Origin of the sequence: Rhizobium sp. Leaf371 (assembly GCF_001424045.1) — a bacterium.
Classification (GTDB): Bacteria; Pseudomonadota; Alphaproteobacteria; order Rhizobiales; family Rhizobiaceae; genus Ferranicluibacter.
On sequence record NZ_LMQB01000024.1, the window covers coordinates 217,947 to 236,400 of the forward strand.

Genomic DNA, 18,454 nt, shown 5'->3' on the forward strand with positions numbered 1-18,454 from the left:
CCCGCCGATTTCAAGTCCCTGCGCGGACACGGCGCGCCGGCAGCAGGCGCGGAGCCGACCGAGGGAACGATCGACGACGGCTCAGCCGCGCGCGGCGCGAAACCGGTTTGCCGCCTCGCGCGCCGCTTTCTGCTGGTCCTCACCGATCCCGAGATAGAAATCTTCGAGGTCGTCGTCCTTCAGGCCGGCCCGACGCGACAGCACGTACCACTTGGCGGCTTCCACCGGATTGGGCCGGGTGCCGATGGCATTGATATAGAGATGCGCCAGCTTGTTCTGCGCCACGACATTGCCGGCACTGGCGGCGCGCAGCATCCAGCCGAAGCCCTGCTCGAGATTGCGGCCGCCGCCGATGCCGTCGATCAGCCAGATGCCGGCATCGAGCTGGGCCGTATCGACCCCGGACGCGGCCGCCCGCAGCAGCCATTCCCGCGCCCGCTCGCGCTTGTCGTCGGGGATGCCATCGACATTGAGATAGATCTGCGACAGCGCATATTGCGCATCCGCGATGCCCTGCTCGGCGGATTTCTCATAAAAGGGCAGTGCCGCCTTCAAGCCGGCCTGCCCCGGCTGGTCGGCCACGAGCAGCTGCGCATAATTGAACTGCGCCGACGGATTTCCCCGCTCGGCAGCCTTCTTCATCAAGTCTTCGGAACGCGCCTTGTCGCGCGGCACATCCCGGCCCTCCATCAGGAGGATGGCGTATTTGAACATTGCCGTGGGATCGCCGGAGGCTGCAGCCTGCCCGTACCAGAAGGCGGCATCCTTGGGCTTGCGCGGAACGCCGAGGCCCTGCGAGAAGATTTCCGCCACCAGCGTCTGCGCCGCCGCATCGCCGAGCTGCGCCCGCGGCAGGGCAAGCTCCATGGCCGTGAGATAATAACCGCGCTGGAACGCGCCATAGGCATCGTCGGCCTTGCCCTCGAACGGCTTTTCGGCCGGCAGCGCCGGAAGCGCAGCCCCCATGCGCTCCAGCACGTTGACCCCGCCCGACGGCGCGATCCGGCCGTCCGCAGGCTTGGCCTCGCCGCCCGGCCGCCGCAGCGCCGGAACCTCGTTTTCGGGAAGGGCCGCACCATTGAACGGCGTGATGCGACCGCGCTTGGCCGTCACGCCCTGCTCCGCCGCATCCGGCGCGCCGGCGCTTTGGCCGTCCCCTGCGGGTGCCGCGTCGGTGGGTGGCTCTGCCGGAGCGATGGTGACCGTGTCAGGCTCGACGCCCGGAAGCGCCTCCTGCGCGCGCGCAGGCAGTCCCGCCAGACCTGCGACGAGCAGGGCCAGGGACAAAAGGCAGAGACGGGGCGAACGATCCAGCATGGCAGGTCTTAAGCGCCAAACCGTGGCGCTTTTTCGTCCAGCAGCGCATTCACCTCGGCAATGACGGCGGCGGCGCGCTCCGGAACCTCGAAAACGGCCCGATGCAGCGCCACGAACTCGGCACCGCTTTCCGCCACCACCAGCGCGGAGGCCGGATCCGCGCCGCCCATGACGATGCAGGGGATCTCGATCATCGAGGACCACCATTCGCCAAGCGCGACATTCTTGCCGTGCGCCTCGGGCTTGATGTCGCCATTCAGCTTGCCGAAGAAGATATAGTCGGGCTTGGCCTCGCCGATCTCCAGCGCATGATGCCGGTCGGCCGCATTGCCGCCGCCGACGATCAGCTTAGGCGAGAACTTTTCCATCGCCTCGCTCATGGCTTCGTGGTTGCCCTCGACATGCAGGCCATCGGCGCGCGCGCGCCCGGCAACCCTTGTATCGCCCGCAACGAGCGCCGCGGCGCCGGCCTCCTGGATGATCGGCACCAGCGCTTCGGCATGTTTCTGGAAGGCCTGATCGTCGAGGCCGTATTGCGGCAGGATGACGGAGGCGACATCGCCACCCTTCAGCGCGTCGCCGACGATGCGGGCCCGCTCGGCGGGGTCCGCGATATCGGGGACGATGAGGACGAGGCGGCAGCGGTTGTCGGTCAGGCTCATGAAGGTTGCTCCGGCAGGTCGCAGGGGACGTGCATCTGTGCGTGGTCTGCGTGTTTATCTGTGCGTTGAGCGATACCCGCTCGCGCCACGGGGATCAACCATGCCGGGATCGGCCGTTCTTCTACTTTTGAGAGAAAGCCGCTTGGGGGCTTGCTCGCATTGGACGAAAATTAGGAGATTGTAAAAAATAGGTTGTAGCAACGCACAATTTACTTGATGCCAATGTGCATTTCCAATAACCTTCTAATATGTCGAATATCTCGCCCTTCAGTGCCATCGCAGATCCCAACCGTCGCTACCTGTTGGAGGAACTTCGGCGTGCGCCGAAGACCGTCAACGAACTTGCCGAAGGCTTACCGATCAGTCGTCCGGCGGTTTCACAGCACCTCAAGGCTCTGCTTGATTCCAACCTCGTTTCCGTTTCGCCCAACGGGACAAAGCGCATCTATCAGATCAACAAGCCGGGATTTGACGCCGTCAATCTCTGGCTGGACCAGTTCTGGGCATAGTTGCCGCTGCCGGACGCGGTTATCAGCGGATAAGCCAGCCGTGGGGGCTTGGCTTGCGCCATCGAGATAACCGAGCAGCAAGGCAAAAGGCCTGAAAAGGCGCCGGTCTCATGCCTGGGAGGCGTATCGGCGAAGACGCCTGCTTCCCGTCGAGAAGGACGGGCCTCGATTGCCGTCTGGGCGTCACGCTCCAGATCGGCTGCATCCGTGCCCGCCATGCCCCGGGGGGCGAATGCCGTTATCCGCCCGCTGCCGTTATATGCCCAATGCCGTGATCCGACAGGACGGGCGCCTGTTGGGAGAAGCGTCGAGAGACAAAGCCTGTCGCAATACAGAAGGCCGGTCGCACTCCAGTGTGCAGCTTTTTTGCGATGAACGACGGACGTAAGAACATGAGTTTAAAGCGCGACGGGCGAATCTGAAAGATCGCGACACGCTCGAACATTCTCCTGAACCCCGGCTCACAGGACATGGTCTCATGTTCTGTTTTACCGCAGTGTCCGACCCCGAAGCGGTGCCGCTTCGGCTGACCAGGCTTTTGCGCAAACCGTTATCGCAGACCCGATTCCCGATTCGCGCACGATGCTGAAAGGCGCGGGAAGATCCGAATGAGGCAGGTCCTTGGGATTCAAGGATCGGGCAACGTTGCACAGGTCGTCCGTGGCCCCGCGAATCGCCAGACTGTGCGGACAGACCAGCCACGACCTCTCCGTGTTGTTCCGATCGCTATCCTTTCCGCCGGCAGGGCGCGATTGCAGGACGGTGGGCGACGACGGCAGACTGTCCCGACCTCTGCCTTGGACGCAACAAACCATCGGACCGAGACGTCGAGTGATTCGAGACCATGCTCTGCGATGATGCGGATGTCGGCATCTCGCGGGATGGCGCGCGTCTTGCGGACGGCGGGAGCGTGGAGGACGGAAGCGCGCGCCGGCGACGGGCCGGCTGGAGGCGATGCCCTCGACGTCGCACGAAGATGTGTCGATTAACGTCCGGAAACGCCGGACCGGCATCGAGAATTGCGCACCCTGAAGCCGGTGGGTTCGAAAACCCGGACCCTTAAAAAGCCGACGCCTCGCAGCGGGCGTCAGCCGGTCTGCGAGGCGTCTTGCTTGTCATGCGCGGAACCGAGGCCGTCATGATCGGCCCGGTCCGCCTGTTCTGCAAATTCCCTGGAGAGATTGCTTTACGTAATCAATGAGTCGTCGAACGGATCTTGGCGATCTCGTCCTTCAAACGCAACTTCCGACGCTTGATCGTGGCAATATATTCGTCTTCCACTGACGGTCTTGTCAGAGCCGAGTGCAGCTCTTCTTCGAGCACGGTATGTTTTTTCTCAAGCGTTGCAAGATGAGCCTCAATGTTCATGTGGCAGTCCCTTCCTTTTGCTTGCATCCAGTCGCCAGGCGCCGGATGTTCAGTTTCTAACCGGTGAAGTGTGCCATGCGTTTGCCGATTTGTCGAAGGCGAAATCGCAAGAACGGATAACTTCCCGTGAACGATCGTTCTATGCTAGAGGATCGCGCCTTGGATGAATCGCGCACGGGGCCGGAAGGTTCCAACCGCATCGCGATGATCTGAACCGGCCTGCTTCGACCGTGCGGCCACGCACCCATTTTCTTACCCGACGACAGTTCTGCCGCCGGATGCCGACAGGGAAATCCTCATGCCCGATCAGGACCAGGCCGAACTCAGACTGGGCGTCGCGCGTCTGCGGCAGGAGCACGAGGATTACGATGTCGCCATCAACGCGATGATCCAGACCGGCTGCGATGCCCTGCGCATCCAGCGGATGAAGAAAAAAAAGCTGGCCATCAAGGACAAGATCACGAAGATCGAGGATGTGATCATTCCCGACATCATCGCCTGATGCTGGCCTGAGACTGGCTTGAGACTGGCTTGAGACTGGCCTGATGCCGACAGGCGTCTTCGAAACCGGCGCCCGCCTCTTCCGCCAATCTTTTGGCCAATCTTTTCGCCAATCTTTTCGCCAATCTTTTGAAGGAGTGCGAGACGTGACGAACCCCGGCCCGCCCCCCGTCGCCATCATCATGGGAAGCCAGTCCGACTGGGAGACCATGAAGAATGCCGCCGACATGCTCGATGCGCTCGATATCCCCTATGAAGCGCGCATCATCTCGGCCCATCGCACGCCCGATCGGCTGGTGAGCTTTGCCACCACTGCCCGCGAGGAAGGCTTCAAGGTCATCATCGCCGGTGCCGGCGGTGCGGCCCACCTTCCCGGCATGACCGCCGCCATGACCGCCCTGCCCGTCTTCGGCGTGCCGGTGCAGTCGAAGACCATGTCCGGGCAGGACAGCCTCCTCTCGATCGTTCAGATGCCGGCCGGCATTCCCGTGGGCACGCTCGCCATCGGCCGGGCCGGCGCCATCAATGCCGCTCTGCTGGCGGCCGCCGTCCTTGCTTTGTCCGATCCGGATCTCGCCGACAGGCTGGACATCTGGCGCGCGGAGCAGAGCGCCGCCGTCGCCGAATACCCGGTCGATCCCGCATGATCACGCTCGGCATCATCGGAGGCGGCCAGCTCGGCCGCATGCTCGCCATGGCCGCTGCGCGCCTCAATGTGCGCACCGTCATTCTCGAGCCGCAGGCGGATTGTCCGGCAGCCCAGGTCGCCAACCGGCAGATCGCAGCCCCATACGACGACGAAGCCGCCCTCGACGCGCTGGCGGACGCCTGCGACGTCGTCACCTATGAATTCGAGAACGTGCCGGTGGTGGCCGCCGCCCGTCTCGCCCGCAGCCTGCCGGTCTACCCGCCGCCGAAAGCTCTGGAAGTCTCGCAGGACCGGGTGACCGAAAAGCGGTTTCTGAACGCCTGCGGCCTGGAGACGGCCCGCTTCCACGCGATCGACAGCGCCGCGGAGCTTGCCGCGGCGCTCGCCGATTTCGGCGGCAAGGGCGTGCTGAAGACCCGTCGTCTCGGCTATGACGGCAAGGGCCAGCATGTCTTCCGCGATGGCCGCGACGATGCCGCGGCGGTCTATCAGAGTCTCGGCGGCGTGCCGCTCATCCTCGAAAGCTTCATCGCCTTCGACCGCGAACTCTCCATCATCGCCGCGCGCGGCACCGATGGCGCGTTTGCCGCCTTCGATCCGGCCGAAAACGTTCACCGCAACGGCATTCTCCACACCTCGACGGTTCCTGCGACGATCGACCCGGCCGGCACCGATGCGGCGATCGCCGCCGCGAGAGCGATTCTGAACACGCTCGATTATGTCGGCGTCATCGGCGTGGAATTCTTCGTGCGGCCGGATGGCGGGCTCGTCATCAACGAGATCGCGCCGCGCGTCCACAATTCCGGCCACTGGACCGAGGCCGCCTGCGTGGTCTCGCAGTTCGAGCAGCATATCCGCGCCGTCTGCGGCCTGACGCTCGGCGATACCGCCCGCCATTCGGATGCGGTGATGCAGAACCTGATCGGCGACGACATCGACGACCTGCCGCGCTGGCTGCAGGCGCCGCGCACGCTGGTGCATCTCTATGGCAAGGCGGACGCCCGGCCGGGCCGCAAGATGGGCCACGTCACGACGCTGGCCTGAGGGTGGTGCCGGATGCCGCAAGCCTCCTAAAAACCCGGCTTTCCGGCCAAATTCCCCGCCCTTGATGTTGACAGCGGCCCGGGCTCGGGGTATTTGCCAGCCACCGTAAAGAGCGCGCTCAGCCCTGACAGGCTCGCAGGCGCGCTTTTTGATTGTTTAGACCCTGTGCGAATGTGCATTCGCCGCAACCTGCGGATCAGAAAGATGAAGATCAAAAATTCGCTTAAGTCGCTGAAGGCCCGTCATCGCGAAAACCGTCTGGTTCGCCGCAAGGGTCGCGTCTACATCATCAACAAGCTGAACCCGCGTTTCAAGGCCCGCCAGGGCTGAGGCACTCTGCCGAACCGGGACTGCTGTGACCGTCGTTTCGACCTCTGGTCGAGGGGCATGTCATAAAATTGATTTGATCTGAGGCCATGGCGGGATACCTTCTCACCATGGCCTTTTTCATGTCCCGTCTCCTGATTCCCGCGACATCCAGCCTCGTCCCTTTCGTGGCAGCCCTTCTGGTCGTGTCCCCGACCGGCGCCGCGCAGGCCGCGGATACCGGGCCCTCTGCCGTGACAGTGCCGGCCGTCGATGCGCAGGCAGCAAAACCGGCCGTACCCGAAAAGCTGCCGACACGGGCCGAGAAGCTCGACACGCTCTTTGCCGCGCTGAAGCGCGAGCGGGACGTCGAAAAGGCAAGCGGCATCGCCGACCAGATCCGCATGGAATGGCAGGATTCCGGCAGCGCCACCGTCAATCTCCTGATGCAGTGGGCGGCAAAGGCCGTTGCCGAGAACAAGCAGCCGAGCGCGCTCGACCTTTACGACCAGGTCATCGCGCTTGCGCCCGACTATGTCGAAGGCTGGAACCAGCGGGCCACGCTGCACTACCAGATGAGCAACTACCGCAAATCGATGTCCGACATCAACCGCGTGCTGGCGCTGGAGCCGCGGCACTTCGGGGCGCTGGCCGGCATGGCGGCGATTCTCACCGCGTCCGGCAAGGACGAGCTGGCGCTGCGCGCCTGGGAGCAGTTCCTCGCCGTCTACCCGGCCGAGCGCAAGGCGCAGGAGCAGGTGGGCGAGCTGGAAGAGAAGCTGGCCGGCAACCGGACTTGACGGTGCAAGCGCATCGGCCGTCGCGGTGAACCGCCCTGCATCCCCCTTCGTATGAACCGCTGAATCCAGATGCCGCCCGAAGCCTGACGACAGGTGTTGCCCTCGGCTGCGGGATTGCAGACGGTGCGACGACGACAGATCCATGCCTTTCACTCCACGCTTCAGGACCATCATGCTTTCGACGCTTGCGACCTTCCTCATCCTGATCGCCGTGGGGGTCGGCGCAGGCACGTATCAGGCTTCGGCCTTCGAGCGCGACAATGGCAATCGCGGCGAGCTGATCGATGTCGGCGGCTACAGGATGAACAGCGTGCACGTGCCCCGCCCGCCCGGTGCCGACCTGCCGCCCATCGTCTTCATCCACGGCGCCAGCGCCAATCTCAACGATCCCATGGCAGCCTTTCGCGAAAAGCTCGAGGGCCGGGCCGAGATGCTGTTCCTCGACCGCCCGGGCTTCGGCTATTCCGAGCGCGGCGGCCCGCGCAACGCCTATCCGGATGGACAAGCGGATGCCGTGGCCGCGCTGATGAAGAAGCGCGGCATCGGCAAGGCGATCATCGTCGCGCATTCCTTCGGCGGGGCGATCGCCGCGACCTTCGCTCTGAACCACAGCGACATGGTGGCCGGCCTCATCTTCCTCTCGCCGGCCACCCATCCCTGGCCGGGCGGCATCGACTGGTACTATGACGTCGCCAAGACGCCTCTGCTCGGCGATCTCTTCGCGACCCTCGTCGCGCCCACCGTCGGCCGCCTGCTGGTGGACAAGGCGACGCGCGGCGTCTTTGCGCCCAACCATCGGCCGGACGACTACATCGCCGAGAGCAAGACCTATCTGGCGCTACGCCCGGCGACCTTCCGCAACAATGCCATCGATATCGCCAACCTCCTGGACTACGTCAAAACGGTCGCGCCGCGCTATGTCGAGATCAAGGCGCCGACCGTCATCATCACCGGTGACAGGGACAAGGTCGTGCTTCCGGACATCCATTCGCGCCAGCTGCACGAGGCGATCAGGGGCTCCAGGCTGGTCACCATTCACAATCTCGGCCACAAGCCCGACTATATCGTCACCGACGTCGCCATCGCGGCCATCGAGACCGTTGCGGGCGAAAAGCCCGATCTGGAGGGTCTTGCCCGTGCGGCCGAAAAGCGCATCGCCGGCGACGACGCGGACTGAGCGACAGGCCCGAGACACAAAAGCCCATAACGCGAAAACGCCGCGCCCTTGTCACAAGGCGCGGCGTTGGCTGTTCGGTTCGCTTTGTCGGCGGGATCAGATGCCGCCGGCGCCGTCTTCGCTGATATAGGCGATGCGCAGCATGTTGGTGGCGCCGGGCGTGCCGAGCGGTACGCCGGCCGAGATGATGATGCGATCGCCCGGGGAGGCAAGGCCTTCGGAGGCGACGATGCGGCAGGCGCGGTTGACCATGTCGTCAAGGTCCGTCGCGTCATGGGTGACGACGCAATGCATGCCCCAGACGACCGAAAGCCGGCGCGCGGTCTGGATGACCGGCGAAAGCGCCAAGATCGGCACCTGCGGACGCTCGCGCGCCGTGCGCAGGCCGGTATTGCCCGAGGACGTGTAGCAGACGATGGCCGACAGTTTCAGCGTTTCGGCGATCTGGTGCGCGGCAAGCGAGATCGCATCCGCACCGGTTGCTTCCGGCGGCGTGCGCTGGGCGTAGATGATGCCGGAGTAATGCGGGTCCGTCTCGACCTTGCTGGCGATCGACGACATGGTGGCGACGGCCTCGACCGGGTAATCGCCGGAGGCGGATTCGGCCGAGAGCATGACGGTGTCGGCACCTTCGAAGACCGCGGTGGCGACGTCGGAGACTTCGGCGCGGGTCGGAACCGGTGCCGAGATCATCGATTCCAGCATCTGCGTGGCGACGACGACCGGCTTGCCGGCGCGGCGGCAGGCGCGAATGAGCTGCTTCTGCAGGCCGGGCACGGCCTCGAGCGGCATCTCGACCCCGAGGTCGCCACGGGCGACCATCAGCGCATCCGAGAGCTCGATGATCTCGTCGATCCGCTCGATCGCCTGCGGCTTCTCGATCTTCGACATCAGGCCGACGCGGCCGCCGGAGATCTTGCGAACCTCGATCAGATCCTCGGGACGCTGGACGAAGGAGAGCGCCACCCAGTCGACTTCGTTCGTTGCGAGCACGGCATCGAGGTCGGCGCGGTCCTTGTCGGTGAGAACGCCGACGGCAAGCAGCGTATCGGGCAGGCTCACGCCCTTGCGGTCGGAAATTTTGGTGCCGGACACGACCGTACAGACGATGCTCTTGCCATCGGCGCTTTCGGCCCGCAGATGCAGCTTGCCGTCATCGATCAGCAACCGGTCGCCAGCCTTGACGGATTCGAGGATCTCCGGGTGCGGCAGGAAAACACGGGTCTTGTCGCCCAGCGTCTCGTTGTTGTCGAGCGTGAAGGACTGGCCGGGAACGAGGTCGACCTTGCCGTCGACGAACTTGCCGACGCGCAGCTTCGGGCCCTGAAGGTCGGCGAGGATGCCGATCGGGCGGCCGCAGCGCTCTTCCACGGACCGGATGCGCTGGATCAGCGTGCGCATCATGTCGTGGCTGGCATGGCTCATATTGATGCGGAAAAGATCCGCACCCGCCTCGTGCAGCTTCTGGATCATCGACTCCTCGTTCGACGCGGGTCCCAGCGTCGCGAGGATCTTGGCTTTTCTATTCCGTCTCATCAATTCTGGCCTTCTTGAGTCCCGGGCGTGTCGGAGAGCTGAACCATCCAGCTGCCTTGACGTCCCGTGTCATATTCCTTGAAGCCCATGCGCTGAAAACCGCGCGCGAAACAATCCTGCACGCCGACGATCTTGAACTCGTTCTCGGCGACGCACATGTTGACATTGCCCGTCCAGCGACCCCCGCGCGCCGCATCCTCGGCGTAGAGATAATAATAGCGGGACTGCAATTCGCCCTCGATCAGCGTCGCGCAGGTGGTGGCAGGTACCTGCCACCAACCCTCGGTGATCCAGCCTTCCTTGGCGCGGTAGCCAATGGCGACCCCAACCAGGTTCTGCGTACCGTTGCAGACGCGAAATTCGGCGCGGGCCTCCGTTGCCAGGAGAGGCGAGGCGAGCGCGAGCGCGAAGACAGTCAATCCACCGAGAGACAAGCGACGCATGTTCGACGAGGAGAGAAGATGTCGAGACACGGTTTCCAATGGTGCTCCATTGCATTTTGTCGAGGCACTTTCTTGCGACGGTGCGGGGCGAAAGTCAACGGACGTGTAAGCGCTCATTTCCGGCTTTTTCCGGGCGGACGCGACGGGGGACCGACGCCGCCGCCTTGCGATCGCCTTTTCCACATGTCATCCAAATTCTAAAGGCATGCAAAGAGGTTGAACCCATGGCCGACGAGGCGCCGTTCGAGATCATCAGAGGCGAGATGCGCAGCGGGCTCGTGCTGCTCGGCGACCACGCGACCAACCGGCTGCCACCCTGCTACGGCATGCTCGGCCTGCCCGAAAGTGCCTTCCAACGGCACATCGCCTATGACATCGGCGTGGAGCCGCTGATCCGGCAACTGGCCGCGCGGCTCGACGTGCCCGCGGTGATGAGCCGCTTCTCGCGCTTGCTGATCGATCCCAACCGGGGCGAGGACGACCCGACCCTGATCATGAAGATTTCCGACGGCGCGATCATCCCGGGCAATCATCCCTTGTCTCCGGAGGAAGCCGAAGCGCGGCTGGACGGGTTCCACCGCCCCTACCACCGGGCCGTGGCCGACACCCTTGCCGAGGTCGCGGCAGCCGGCGGACGAACGCCGCTGATCCTGTCGCTGCATTCGTTCACGCCGGCCTGGAAGGGCGTGCCCCGGCCCTGGCACGTCACCGTGCTCTGGGACACGGACGCGCGCGCGGTGCTGCCGCTGCTCGCGGCGTTGCGCGAACCCGGCGATGTCGTGGTTGGCGACAACGAGCCCTATGACGGGGCGCTGCGGGGCGACACGCTCTACCGGCATTGCATGGAGACCGGCATGCCGCATGCGCTGATCGAGGTGCGCCAGGACCAGATCGCGACAGCGGAAGGCGTTGCCGCCTGGGTCGACCGGCTGGCGCCGATCTTCGAGCGGCTGAACGCCCGGCACGACCTGCACCTGAGCGAACGACACCCCTCCCGCACGGGACCCTACGCCACGTGACACCCTGGGGCCCGCGCGCCCTGCCCTCTTCGCCGCCTGCCCGCACTGCCGACCGAAAGGACATCCCCATGCCAGACACGACCGCCACCCCCGCTTCCGCCATGCCGGACCTGACGCCGGACCAGCGCACAGCCTTCGAGGCCGCCGCCTTCCGGCGCCTGCTGGCCCATCTCGACACGCGCAGCGACGTGCAGAACATCGACCTGATGACTCTTGCGGGTTTCTGCCGGAACTGCCTGTCGAACTGGTACCGCGACGCGGCCGAGGCCAGCGGCCAGCCCTTGACCAAGGAGCAATCCCGCGAGATCGTCTATGGCATGCCCTACGACGAATGGCGCGAGAAGCACCAGCGCGAGGCGAATGCCGATCAGCAGGCGGCCTTCGAGGTCGCCCGCCCGAAGGAATGAGATCGGCAACAAGGGTGCACACGCCCTTCCGCGTGCCGCATTCTTTGCGCAAAACAACTTGACCTCGACGCCGCTTCACGGCAGGTGACGGCCCAGCCGGGCATGAGGCCCAGAAGACCCGAACGCCTCCGAAATTTCCGCATCCCGTCATTGCCTTTTCCGGCCGGACGGCACGATGCATGGTCAATCAAACAGCCTGAACGAAAAGGACAACAGGAATGGACGAGAGAACAATCCCGGAAACGGGCGTGGAAAACGTCGCCGCTGCCGAGCTTCGCCAGTTCATCGAGCGTATCGAGCGCCTGGAAGAGGAAAAGGCTGCGATTGCCTCTGATTTGCACACATTCTGACGTTGCCTACCCGACTGATTTAGCCATGAAATTAATCGCTTAACGCCATCTGACGATGCGGTAGCCTATCGATAGCAAATGAGCTGCGCTTATTTTAGATAACAATCAATAAGACACGGCGTGGCTCTGGCTGTTGTGCAGTCAATCAACCTCAACATCGCGTAGTATGCCACCCTATGCTGCGTGCTGACCCAAGAATGAAAGGCCGAATGAATGACAGACGAAATTCAAACAGATTCCACTAACGTCGCGGCAGCAGAGCTTCGCCAGTTCATAGAGCGCATCGAGCGCCTAGAGGAAGAGAAACAGGCAATACAGGATGACATAAAAGACGTTTTTGGAGAATCAAAGGGCCGCGGCTACGATGTGAAGGCTATTAAGACGATCATCCGGCTTAGGAAAAAAGATGCGAATGAGCGCATTGAAGAAGAGACCATCCTACAAACTTACATGGCTGCCCTTGGAATGGAGTAATATCGCCGTTTATGAACAGCAGAGGCCCCAAATGGGGCCTTTTTAAATATTTGGAAGCTTTAATGCCATGCTTAACTTGAGGACTAGGTCGAGAATTTCCTCTTGTGCATTTATCAGTAGCTGCTTTTGGATCCTATTTTCCTCTCTCAACCTTTGCAGTTCGGCTCCCTCCGAAGAGACCTGGACCTTACGAATACTCTTAGTCCTAGATTCTTGAGGTCTACTTTTGCCTTTCGCTGCCTGCCCTCTAAGCCGTTGTCCAGCCACCCGCTCAAGGACCAACAGCCTGTCTCGGACCTTCTCGAAAAGATCGCTATTCGTTACTCGAAACGTCCCGGTACCAACGCGGATACGCTTGGCGAAGCCTTCGTGTGAAAACTGCAAACCGCGAGTGAGCGCCGCATCAATCTCGGCTTTCGTATTTAGCTGGTAAAGTTCATCCAGTGCGAGTTGGATACGGCGCCGAGGATCATCGATATCTTCGAACGCCGCTAGGTTTTCGTTGTCGCTAGAGCCGTGTCCCTCAACCTTACGCTTCAACCTAAATTTCTGCATACCTAAAATACCTTACTCAAAGCACGGCCGGCCATTTCAACGAAACGGTTTGCCACAGCGCGCAGAGCGCGAGATGCGCGAGGGTTTGCGGCGATGCGTGCGTGGCGCTCTGCACCGGCTTCGTAGAAGGGATCAAAAACGTGATCCCGTAAGAGATTTTGGCATCCATCGCAGTTGATGCAGGATCTCTCCGCATCAATTCTATCTGTGCCAGCTTTGCGCAACTCGAATTCTAAGCATTTTGCATATAAGGCGGCAGAGTGATGCCACGCGCAGTAGCCCCAAGCCATTGGAAACAATTCCACTCCTTGGTCCTCCACAAAGTCTGCCAGCTCCCTTGACATCTCCTCCAACGGTAGCGCGCGCACCCGAAGCTTGTCGAGAAAAGGAAGGATGCTTCCAGGCAGATTAGAAAGCTCGCCCGCTCCGTCCAGTAGTTTACGGTACAGAACCTTTGCCGACAGTTTTGCCTGAGCTTGCGACAGTCGCGGCACATCGTCTCTTCGGAGGCCATAACGGACAGTGGTCGTAATCCATGCATGGTTCAGGAACCGGCGCAACGACTCGTACTTACCAGCATATTCGTAGTAATTAACCCACATCGTGGCGAAGAATCTTCGCATCTCGTTGGGCACCACGGCTCGATGCCCTTCACCTTCTATGGAACTTGCCCCTGTGCGCCTGCCGAACAATTTAAGTCGCTGTCGAACGGTACTGTCTTCGAGATTCGACGCGCCGTGCCTGTGTTCCACGAAGAAAAGGTCTTTGGTATTATGCTTCTTTCGAGCCTCAGCACTTAGCTCCGTCAGCACTTGCACTGCGCGTACGACAATGTCAGGACATGGCCGCTCGACGAGTGAGCCCCCTTCCGTATTGGCAGCCTTGGAGGTGCGATACCTAATGTAAGGGCCGTCGATACGCTCGACAATGCAGTCGACCTTGATCGTCAAGCCTTCTTCTAGCCGAACTGCTATATATGCAAGGATGAGGAGGTAGCAGGACGTCCAAAGGTCGGTCACTGCCTCCTCAACGCTACTGCCAGAAACGCCACTCGACCCAAGCGCCGTTAGTGGCCACGGTGCAAACTCTCCATCTTCTCCAGAGAACGGTAGGCCGACGCACGCAGCGGTGTTCCGCTGTTTCGGGGTACGCGCGTCGAGCTTGTTAAATTTGTCGATCTCAGCAACAAGATAAGCTTGGGCTGAGGAGAATGCTGCGGCACTTGGAACATTTAGCCAACGTTCTACTGAGGATATCATGCCTGAATACCTCTCTTTATAGAGCGTTTGAACTTCGATGCCGCAAATGGACCCAAGCTTCCTTTTGTTTACGGTATTTCCAGAAAATATTCTTCTTCGATCCGATCTGAGTAAAGCATCCAGCAGTGTTCGAGCAACATATGCAATTATCTCACCTGGACGCGCTCGCTTGCTGTCCGGCACTTTTTGCTGTGCCTCCAGCCCTCGCCTCTTCAACTGCATTATGTCTTCCGAATAGAGCTGAACGTACTCCACTGCCGCAGCTACATGCGCGAAGACGACCTCCTCTGGGACATCGTCTGTCTGACCAGTGTCTTTCCCTTTTCGTGCCATAGCTCTCCGGTCGTCTGCAGAAAGAAGGCAAGCAAACCTGAAGCCGTCGTTCAACAAGAAGCGCCCATCTTCGAGGGGGCGAGCGAAAAGCGTATGAAGATCATCGAGAACGTTGAAGGTAGTCTGTAGCCGTCCCCGCGTTACGGTGTTTTGAGTAAAACCTGTCCTACCTTCGTTGAACTCGGCCAAAAGGCCTTCGTAGTGCCGGCTGTTAAATTCTTCTAAGGATGAAAGTCCCAACCTTATAGCGTAATCGCATATAGCCAGTACGGTGTATGTTTTTTGAAAAACAGTCGAGAGGGCAATCTTTCTGCCGTTCGGGTGCAGCTCGTTCCTAAGTACTGTTTGATATCTCCGGGCGAGCTCCCAATATTTCCGGTTGTCGTTGTGACGAATCGACTTGCCGTTCGCCATCACACGACGCCAGCGAAAGATCATCGGCCGCCCAGATCTCAACAAGCTGTATTTCCACTCGATATCATCCCATCCCCCCAAGAGACCTGCGGGTCGCTCCATAGGCACCAGCAGCCTTGCATTAGGGTCGCCCTCGATGCTGCCGATAACGGTGCGCGGAGCGGAAAGCCTTTCAGACAATTGGCGGCTCCAGATATTCAATTCCCATTTCCGCAGCCACTTTCCGGCCACGTTGGCGCACGTGTGGAAGCATGGCTTCGATAGCGGCATTCAGGAATACAAGAAGAGGAAGCCAACTGGTCTCATAGTCTGGATGTCCCTTCAAGGTCGGTAGCTCGGTCACGAGATGTTCCTTGAATACAATAAGTTCTGCAGCCACTTCCGGATCCTCGAGCACGATGATTTCACCGGTAAGAAAGAACCGCACGAGTTCCGACTGAACCTCCTCGCGAACATTTTCAGCTTCTTTGTTATGTTCCAGAAACCCGAGATTCGCGGCTTGACGCAGAACCCGCTTGGCGCTCTGCTCGTTGATCCGCAGGTCGCCCCTTAGTTCGGGGCGCTTCTCCAATATCTTTAAACTTATCGCGCCCTGTACGTTCCGCGCATCTTCGGCACTGAGCTGCTCGCTCACCTGCTCATTGAGATATCGCTGCGTCGTGCCTAGCAGCTTGTGCTGCGCCACTCTGTACGCTTCGAAGATGTCTCCCCCGGAAACGATATACGCTCGCAGGATTAAGGTAGGTCTGATCTTATCTAATGTGAAACGATAGCGGGTAAGTATCGGATCACCAGCCCTGAACCGGTCCCAGGCATCGAGCCAAGCCCTGGGAGAAACAGCTTTTACAGTTTTGCGCGTCCCACCGTTCCCGAGAACCAGGAAAAGCTTATCCGCATCCTGGGCCTCGGCGAATTTGATCAAAGGCTCTCGCATGCTCTGCACGCAGCGGAAAGCGGTTGCCGGATCGATGGATCGTCGGCTACTTGAAGCTAGGGAACGATCGTCTCCAGACGCCCAGATTGTTGTGATCATCCGGTGTCCTGCTCGCTTCTTGACGTAAGTAATCTTCATATTGTTGGGATTAGCCGTACTCCTCATCGCATCGACCGCAAATCCAGCCGCGTACGACACTTCGATCGGACGATCGATGAGCATGGTGACAAGAAAGGGGATCACGTTGTCTGGAGTTGAGTGAAGCAGATTCCGGATGTGACGAACCGAGTATTGATTATAGATCCAACGAACTAACGGGTTGCCAGGCTCATCGATTGGAATGATACCGTCGTAAAGATGCTGTAAGAGGGCGATCATGTCCGTGTCGTCCGTCAGCTCATACTTCCAACCTCGTCGCAATTTCAACGGCTCGCGGGAAACACAATGTCTCTCAAGGAAGCCGATGGGGTCGAAGATACCGCTTGAAACGATTTGACGAGCTTCCTGCCAATCGTACCAGAAATGTCGGATTCGGTTTTCGATCGCCTTCCTCGTCGCACCTAGAAGAAGGTCTATCCGCCGCAGAACCTGCGCGGAGTCGGTCAGATCGTTTAAGTTATCCAGTTCCGAAAGGGCTTCGCGAGTGGCAACGTCGATGATATGAATGTCTTCGCCGTCTCGAAGCGCCTTTTTAACGAGTGCGATAGACAGCTTCTTCCCCCCCTCCGGTTTTTTGATGCCGTTTAAGATTCTGAAGGCAGGAAGCACGCCTGCTGTCTGCATCCGAGCAACAAAGGCATGCACATTCGAACGGTACTGGTTCTTGGTTCTATCTCTGAGGTCAGGATCTGACAGGATAGAAAGCAACCACTCACCGGTTTGCAAACCCCACTTTTGGGCCGTCCAATCGGTAGTATTTGATCCGTCAACCCTGGCTAAGTCGGAAAGATATCTCATCCATCCCCGGATGGGGACCAAAGCGGCTAAAGCAGAGCCTTTCTCTTTTGGTGCCGTCCAGATTGTGAACTCTGCCGCCAGCTTCGCCGCCAGGGGTCCCAGACCAGAGCACGTTCTAAAGTTGAAGTAGACCCGAGTTCGTTCTGAACTGTGAGCTGAAGAGTAGACGAACAACTCGCCGTAACTCGTTGGGTTGATTTTCCCGGCCACAAATTTGAGCTTGTTAAGGTCGACATACTGCGTTGCCAAGACACCTACCTCCTTCGCTGGCGAAAGTCGCCTCCTAAGACGTCAGATAGGCTCCATCGAAGCTTCGCGAGATTGTCAAAGGCAGTCGATGCCTTCATGAACTCTGGGCTCTCCACGTTCATTTCCTCCTGTGCGATGTGCAGATAATGACACATAACATCAAAGGTCACGTCCATTTCGGCCTGAACTAACAGACAAGCTTTGACAACATCCATGCCTGCAGCCAGGTATTCTTTGATTTTCGTCGTGGCAGACCTGTGTCTGTAGAAATGAGGTCGGATCTTCTTTAAATGCTCTCCATTTTTAAGAGCCGCAACCTTCGCGGCGGCCTTCACCAAATTGGTGATCGACTGCGGGAGGTAACCCACGCCGCTTTTGGAAGAGACGAAGAGCTCGGGCGGGTCCAAGCCTTCCTTAAGCAGCCGTGGACGGATTTCATCACGAAACTCTATCAATTGCCGGACAAGGCTTACAGACATATAGGCGCGCCTTCGCCGATCTCGTTGCTTTTTAGCGCGCCAGAATGTGATCTCCATCACAGGCGGCTTGCCTTCCTTCTGAAGCTTTTCCAAGAGGCACCTAAATTCCGCAGCAGAGGGTATGTCGGCTTTTCCAAAGGTCGTGAGCTCCGATCTGCGAAGCGGTCCTCCATGTAAGAGCGCTATCATCGCGTGTCGCTGTTTCCGGAGTACCCAAGACTTGGCAGAGGTCATCTCCGCTTCGACAAGCGCAAATTCGCCATCCGCCGGAAGATCCGGGACGTCTTTCTTTTCGCCGCGCTGCTTGAGCAGTTCGTGTTTAACGCCTTCTCCGGACATCAGGGAAATACGAAAATCTCTGGATCCTTCGCGGTTAGTCCCGATCATTCCGTGACATAACCCTTGCGATTCCGCGAAAACGAGCATCCTTAGAAAGACCGAAAGTACATTCTTCCAACTGCGAACCTTTGCTCCTCTTACAGTGAGCGCATGAGCTTGAAGCAACAGCAGGGTATCTTCGCTGACCTCAAACAAAGCAATGGACGAAACTTCAAGAACTCTGAGCACAGACACAATCTGGCCTCCGTATTGAAGCACCGTCTTCGGAGACCTTCCGTATGTAAGAAGGTGCAAGAGGAACATTGTGGCTGCCAGCACGATCCTTCCCTGCCTGTCATAAACGATGAGCCGCTCTCCACGGCGGACCAGCTTA

General features: G+C 60.1%; 19 protein-coding genes and 1 pseudogene. 11 read left to right on the top strand and 9 right to left on the bottom strand.

What is annotated here, in order from left to right:
* Positions 1-81: 81 nt before the first annotated feature.
* Both ASG39_RS15170 and ASG39_RS15175 read right to left on the bottom strand, forming a co-directional pair.
* Complete coding sequence (locus tag ASG39_RS15170) at positions 82-1,317, bottom strand: tetratricopeptide repeat protein (protein ID WP_082477273.1); 1,236 nt, start codon at positions 1,315-1,317, stop codon at positions 82-84.
* A gap of 8 nt (positions 1,318-1,325) precedes the next feature.
* Positions 1,326-1,979, bottom strand: a complete 654-nt coding sequence (locus tag ASG39_RS15175) for a thiamine phosphate synthase (protein ID WP_062595804.1) — start codon at positions 1,977-1,979, stop codon at positions 1,326-1,328.
* Positions 1,980-2,227: 248 nt separating this feature from the next.
* Between ASG39_RS15175 and ASG39_RS15180 the strand changes: the two genes are divergently transcribed.
* Positions 2,228-2,488: a metalloregulator ArsR/SmtB family transcription factor gene (locus tag ASG39_RS15180; protein WP_062595805.1), complete on the top strand. Its 261-nt coding sequence runs from the start codon at positions 2,228-2,230 to the stop codon at positions 2,486-2,488.
* A gap of 1,194 nt (positions 2,489-3,682) precedes the next feature.
* On the opposite strand, the gene ASG39_RS23400 is transcribed toward ASG39_RS15180, so the two are convergent.
* Positions 3,683-3,856 (bottom strand): DUF465 domain-containing protein, encoded by a 174-nt coding sequence (locus ASG39_RS23400; protein WP_082477274.1) that lies wholly within the window; start codon positions 3,854-3,856, stop codon positions 3,683-3,685.
* Between the two features lie 298 nt (positions 3,857-4,154).
* On the opposite strand from ASG39_RS23400, the gene ASG39_RS15190 reads away from it, so the two are divergent.
* The 6 genes from ASG39_RS15190 to ASG39_RS15215 all read left to right on the top strand — a co-directional run bounded on the left by ASG39_RS15190 (position 4,155) and on the right by ASG39_RS15215 (position 8,333).
* Entirely contained in the window at positions 4,155-4,358 is a 204-nt protein-coding gene (locus ASG39_RS15190; RefSeq protein WP_062595807.1) for a YdcH family protein, read from the top strand.
* 181 nt (positions 4,359-4,539) lie between these two features.
* A complete protein-coding gene (gene purE / locus ASG39_RS15195; protein ID WP_062596003.1) occupies positions 4,540-5,004 on the top strand; it encodes a 5-(carboxyamino)imidazole ribonucleotide mutase in 465 nt (154 codons plus the stop codon).
* Positions 5,001-6,050: a 5-(carboxyamino)imidazole ribonucleotide synthase gene (locus ASG39_RS15200; RefSeq protein WP_062595808.1), complete on the top strand. Its 1,050-nt coding sequence runs from the start codon at positions 5,001-5,003 to the stop codon at positions 6,048-6,050. Before purE ends, ASG39_RS15200 begins: the two co-directional genes overlap by 4 nt.
* 204 nt (positions 6,051-6,254) lie before the next feature.
* A complete protein-coding gene (gene ykgO / locus ASG39_RS15205) occupies positions 6,255-6,380 on the top strand; it encodes a type B 50S ribosomal protein L36 (RefSeq protein ID WP_034855034.1) in 126 nt (41 codons plus the stop codon).
* A gap of 119 nt (positions 6,381-6,499) precedes the next feature.
* Entirely contained in the window at positions 6,500-7,156 is a 657-nt protein-coding gene (locus ASG39_RS15210) for a hypothetical protein (RefSeq protein WP_062596004.1), read from the top strand.
* A 142-nt stretch (positions 7,157-7,298) separates the two neighbouring features.
* On the top strand, positions 7,299-8,333 hold the full coding sequence (locus tag ASG39_RS15215) for an alpha/beta hydrolase (protein WP_244481247.1): 1,035 nt from the start codon (positions 7,299-7,301) through the stop codon (positions 8,331-8,333).
* A 96-nt stretch (positions 8,334-8,429) separates the two neighbouring features.
* On the opposite strand, the gene pyk is transcribed toward ASG39_RS15215, so the two are convergent.
* Complete coding sequence (pyk, locus tag ASG39_RS15220) at positions 8,430-9,869, bottom strand: pyruvate kinase (protein WP_062595810.1); 1,440 nt, start codon at positions 9,867-9,869, stop codon at positions 8,430-8,432.
* Complete coding sequence (locus tag ASG39_RS15225) at positions 9,869-10,495, bottom strand: DUF1036 domain-containing protein (protein ID WP_347360162.1); 627 nt, start codon at positions 10,493-10,495, stop codon at positions 9,869-9,871. Before ASG39_RS15225 ends, pyk begins: the two co-directional genes overlap by 1 nt.
* A gap of 41 nt (positions 10,496-10,536) precedes the next feature.
* Between ASG39_RS15225 and ASG39_RS15230 the strand changes: the two genes are divergently transcribed.
* The 4 genes and pseudogenes from ASG39_RS15230 to ASG39_RS15240 all read left to right on the top strand — a co-directional run bounded on the left by ASG39_RS15230 (position 10,537) and on the right by ASG39_RS15240 (position 12,562).
* The gene (locus tag ASG39_RS15230; RefSeq protein ID WP_062595811.1) at positions 10,537-11,331 is read left to right on the top strand and encodes an N-formylglutamate amidohydrolase; all 795 of its coding nucleotides are present in this window, start codon (positions 10,537-10,539) and stop codon (positions 11,329-11,331) included.
* 101 nt (positions 11,332-11,432) lie between these two features.
* Entirely contained in the window at positions 11,433-11,738 is a 306-nt protein-coding gene (locus tag ASG39_RS15235) for a DUF1244 domain-containing protein (protein ID WP_062596005.1), read from the top strand.
* A gap of 218 nt (positions 11,739-11,956) precedes the next feature.
* Positions 11,957-12,064 (top strand): annotated as a pseudogene (locus tag ASG39_RS23405) (GapR family DNA-binding domain-containing protein); the annotation flags it as partial.
* A 237-nt stretch (positions 12,065-12,301) separates the two neighbouring features.
* Entirely contained in the window at positions 12,302-12,562 is a 261-nt protein-coding gene (locus tag ASG39_RS15240; RefSeq protein WP_062595812.1) for a DUF2312 domain-containing protein, read from the top strand.
* A 42-nt stretch (positions 12,563-12,604) separates the two neighbouring features.
* Here ASG39_RS15240 and ASG39_RS15245 read toward each other — a convergent pair whose 3' ends face one another.
* From ASG39_RS15245 to ASG39_RS15260, 4 genes are read right to left on the bottom strand one after another with little or no spacing between them, the layout of a single operon-like run.
* On the bottom strand, positions 12,605-13,102 hold the full coding sequence (locus ASG39_RS15245) for a hypothetical protein (protein ID WP_132665043.1): 498 nt from the start codon (positions 13,100-13,102) through the stop codon (positions 12,605-12,607).
* 17 nt (positions 13,103-13,119) lie between these two features.
* A complete protein-coding gene (locus tag ASG39_RS15250) occupies positions 13,120-15,324 on the bottom strand; it encodes a tyrosine-type recombinase/integrase (protein WP_162242440.1) in 2,205 nt (734 codons plus the stop codon).
* Positions 15,296-17,263, bottom strand: coding sequence for a hypothetical protein (locus tag ASG39_RS15255; RefSeq protein ID WP_062595815.1), 1,968 nt, complete (start codon positions 17,261-17,263; stop codon positions 15,296-15,298). The genes ASG39_RS15250 and ASG39_RS15255 overlap by 29 nt, the downstream gene beginning before the upstream one ends.
* A 5-nt stretch (positions 17,264-17,268) precedes the next feature.
* Positions 17,269-18,399 carry a hypothetical protein gene (locus ASG39_RS15260; RefSeq protein ID WP_132713574.1) on the bottom strand — a complete coding sequence of 377 codons (1,131 nt, stop codon included), beginning with the start codon at positions 18,397-18,399 and terminating at the stop codon, positions 17,269-17,271.
* Between the last annotated feature and the right edge of the window lie 55 nt (positions 18,400-18,454).

Coding starts and splice junctions, on each gene's coding strand:
- ASG39_RS15210 (WP_062596004.1), top strand. CDS start 6,500: ATGTCCCGTCTCCTGATTCCCGCGACATCCAGCCTCGTCCCTTTCGTG.
- ASG39_RS15180 (WP_062595805.1), top strand. CDS start 2,228: ATGTCGAATATCTCGCCCTTCAGTGCCATCGCAGATCCCAACCGTCGC.
- ASG39_RS15235 (WP_062596005.1), top strand. CDS start 11,433: ATGCCGGACCTGACGCCGGACCAGCGCACAGCCTTCGAGGCCGCCGCC.
- purE (WP_062596003.1), top strand. CDS start 4,540: ATGGGAAGCCAGTCCGACTGGGAGACCATGAAGAATGCCGCCGACATG.
- ASG39_RS15240 (WP_062595812.1), top strand. CDS start 12,302: ATGACAGACGAAATTCAAACAGATTCCACTAACGTCGCGGCAGCAGAG.
- ASG39_RS23400 (WP_082477274.1), bottom strand. CDS start 3,856: ATGAACATTGAGGCTCATCTTGCAACGCTTGAGAAAAAACATACCGTG.
- ASG39_RS15190 (WP_062595807.1), top strand. CDS start 4,155: ATGCCCGATCAGGACCAGGCCGAACTCAGACTGGGCGTCGCGCGTCTG.
- ASG39_RS15200 (WP_062595808.1), top strand. CDS start 5,001: ATGATCACGCTCGGCATCATCGGAGGCGGCCAGCTCGGCCGCATGCTC.
- ASG39_RS15230 (WP_062595811.1), top strand. CDS start 10,537: ATGGCCGACGAGGCGCCGTTCGAGATCATCAGAGGCGAGATGCGCAGC.
- ASG39_RS15170 (WP_082477273.1), bottom strand. CDS start 1,317: ATGCTGGATCGTTCGCCCCGTCTCTGCCTTTTGTCCCTGGCCCTGCTC.
- ykgO (WP_034855034.1), top strand. CDS start 6,255: ATGAAGATCAAAAATTCGCTTAAGTCGCTGAAGGCCCGTCATCGCGAA.
- pyk (WP_062595810.1), bottom strand. CDS start 9,869: ATGAGACGGAATAGAAAAGCCAAGATCCTCGCGACGCTGGGACCCGCG.
- ASG39_RS15215 (WP_244481247.1), top strand. CDS start 7,299: ATGCCTTTCACTCCACGCTTCAGGACCATCATGCTTTCGACGCTTGCG.
- ASG39_RS15175 (WP_062595804.1), bottom strand. CDS start 1,979: ATGAGCCTGACCGACAACCGCTGCCGCCTCGTCCTCATCGTCCCCGAT.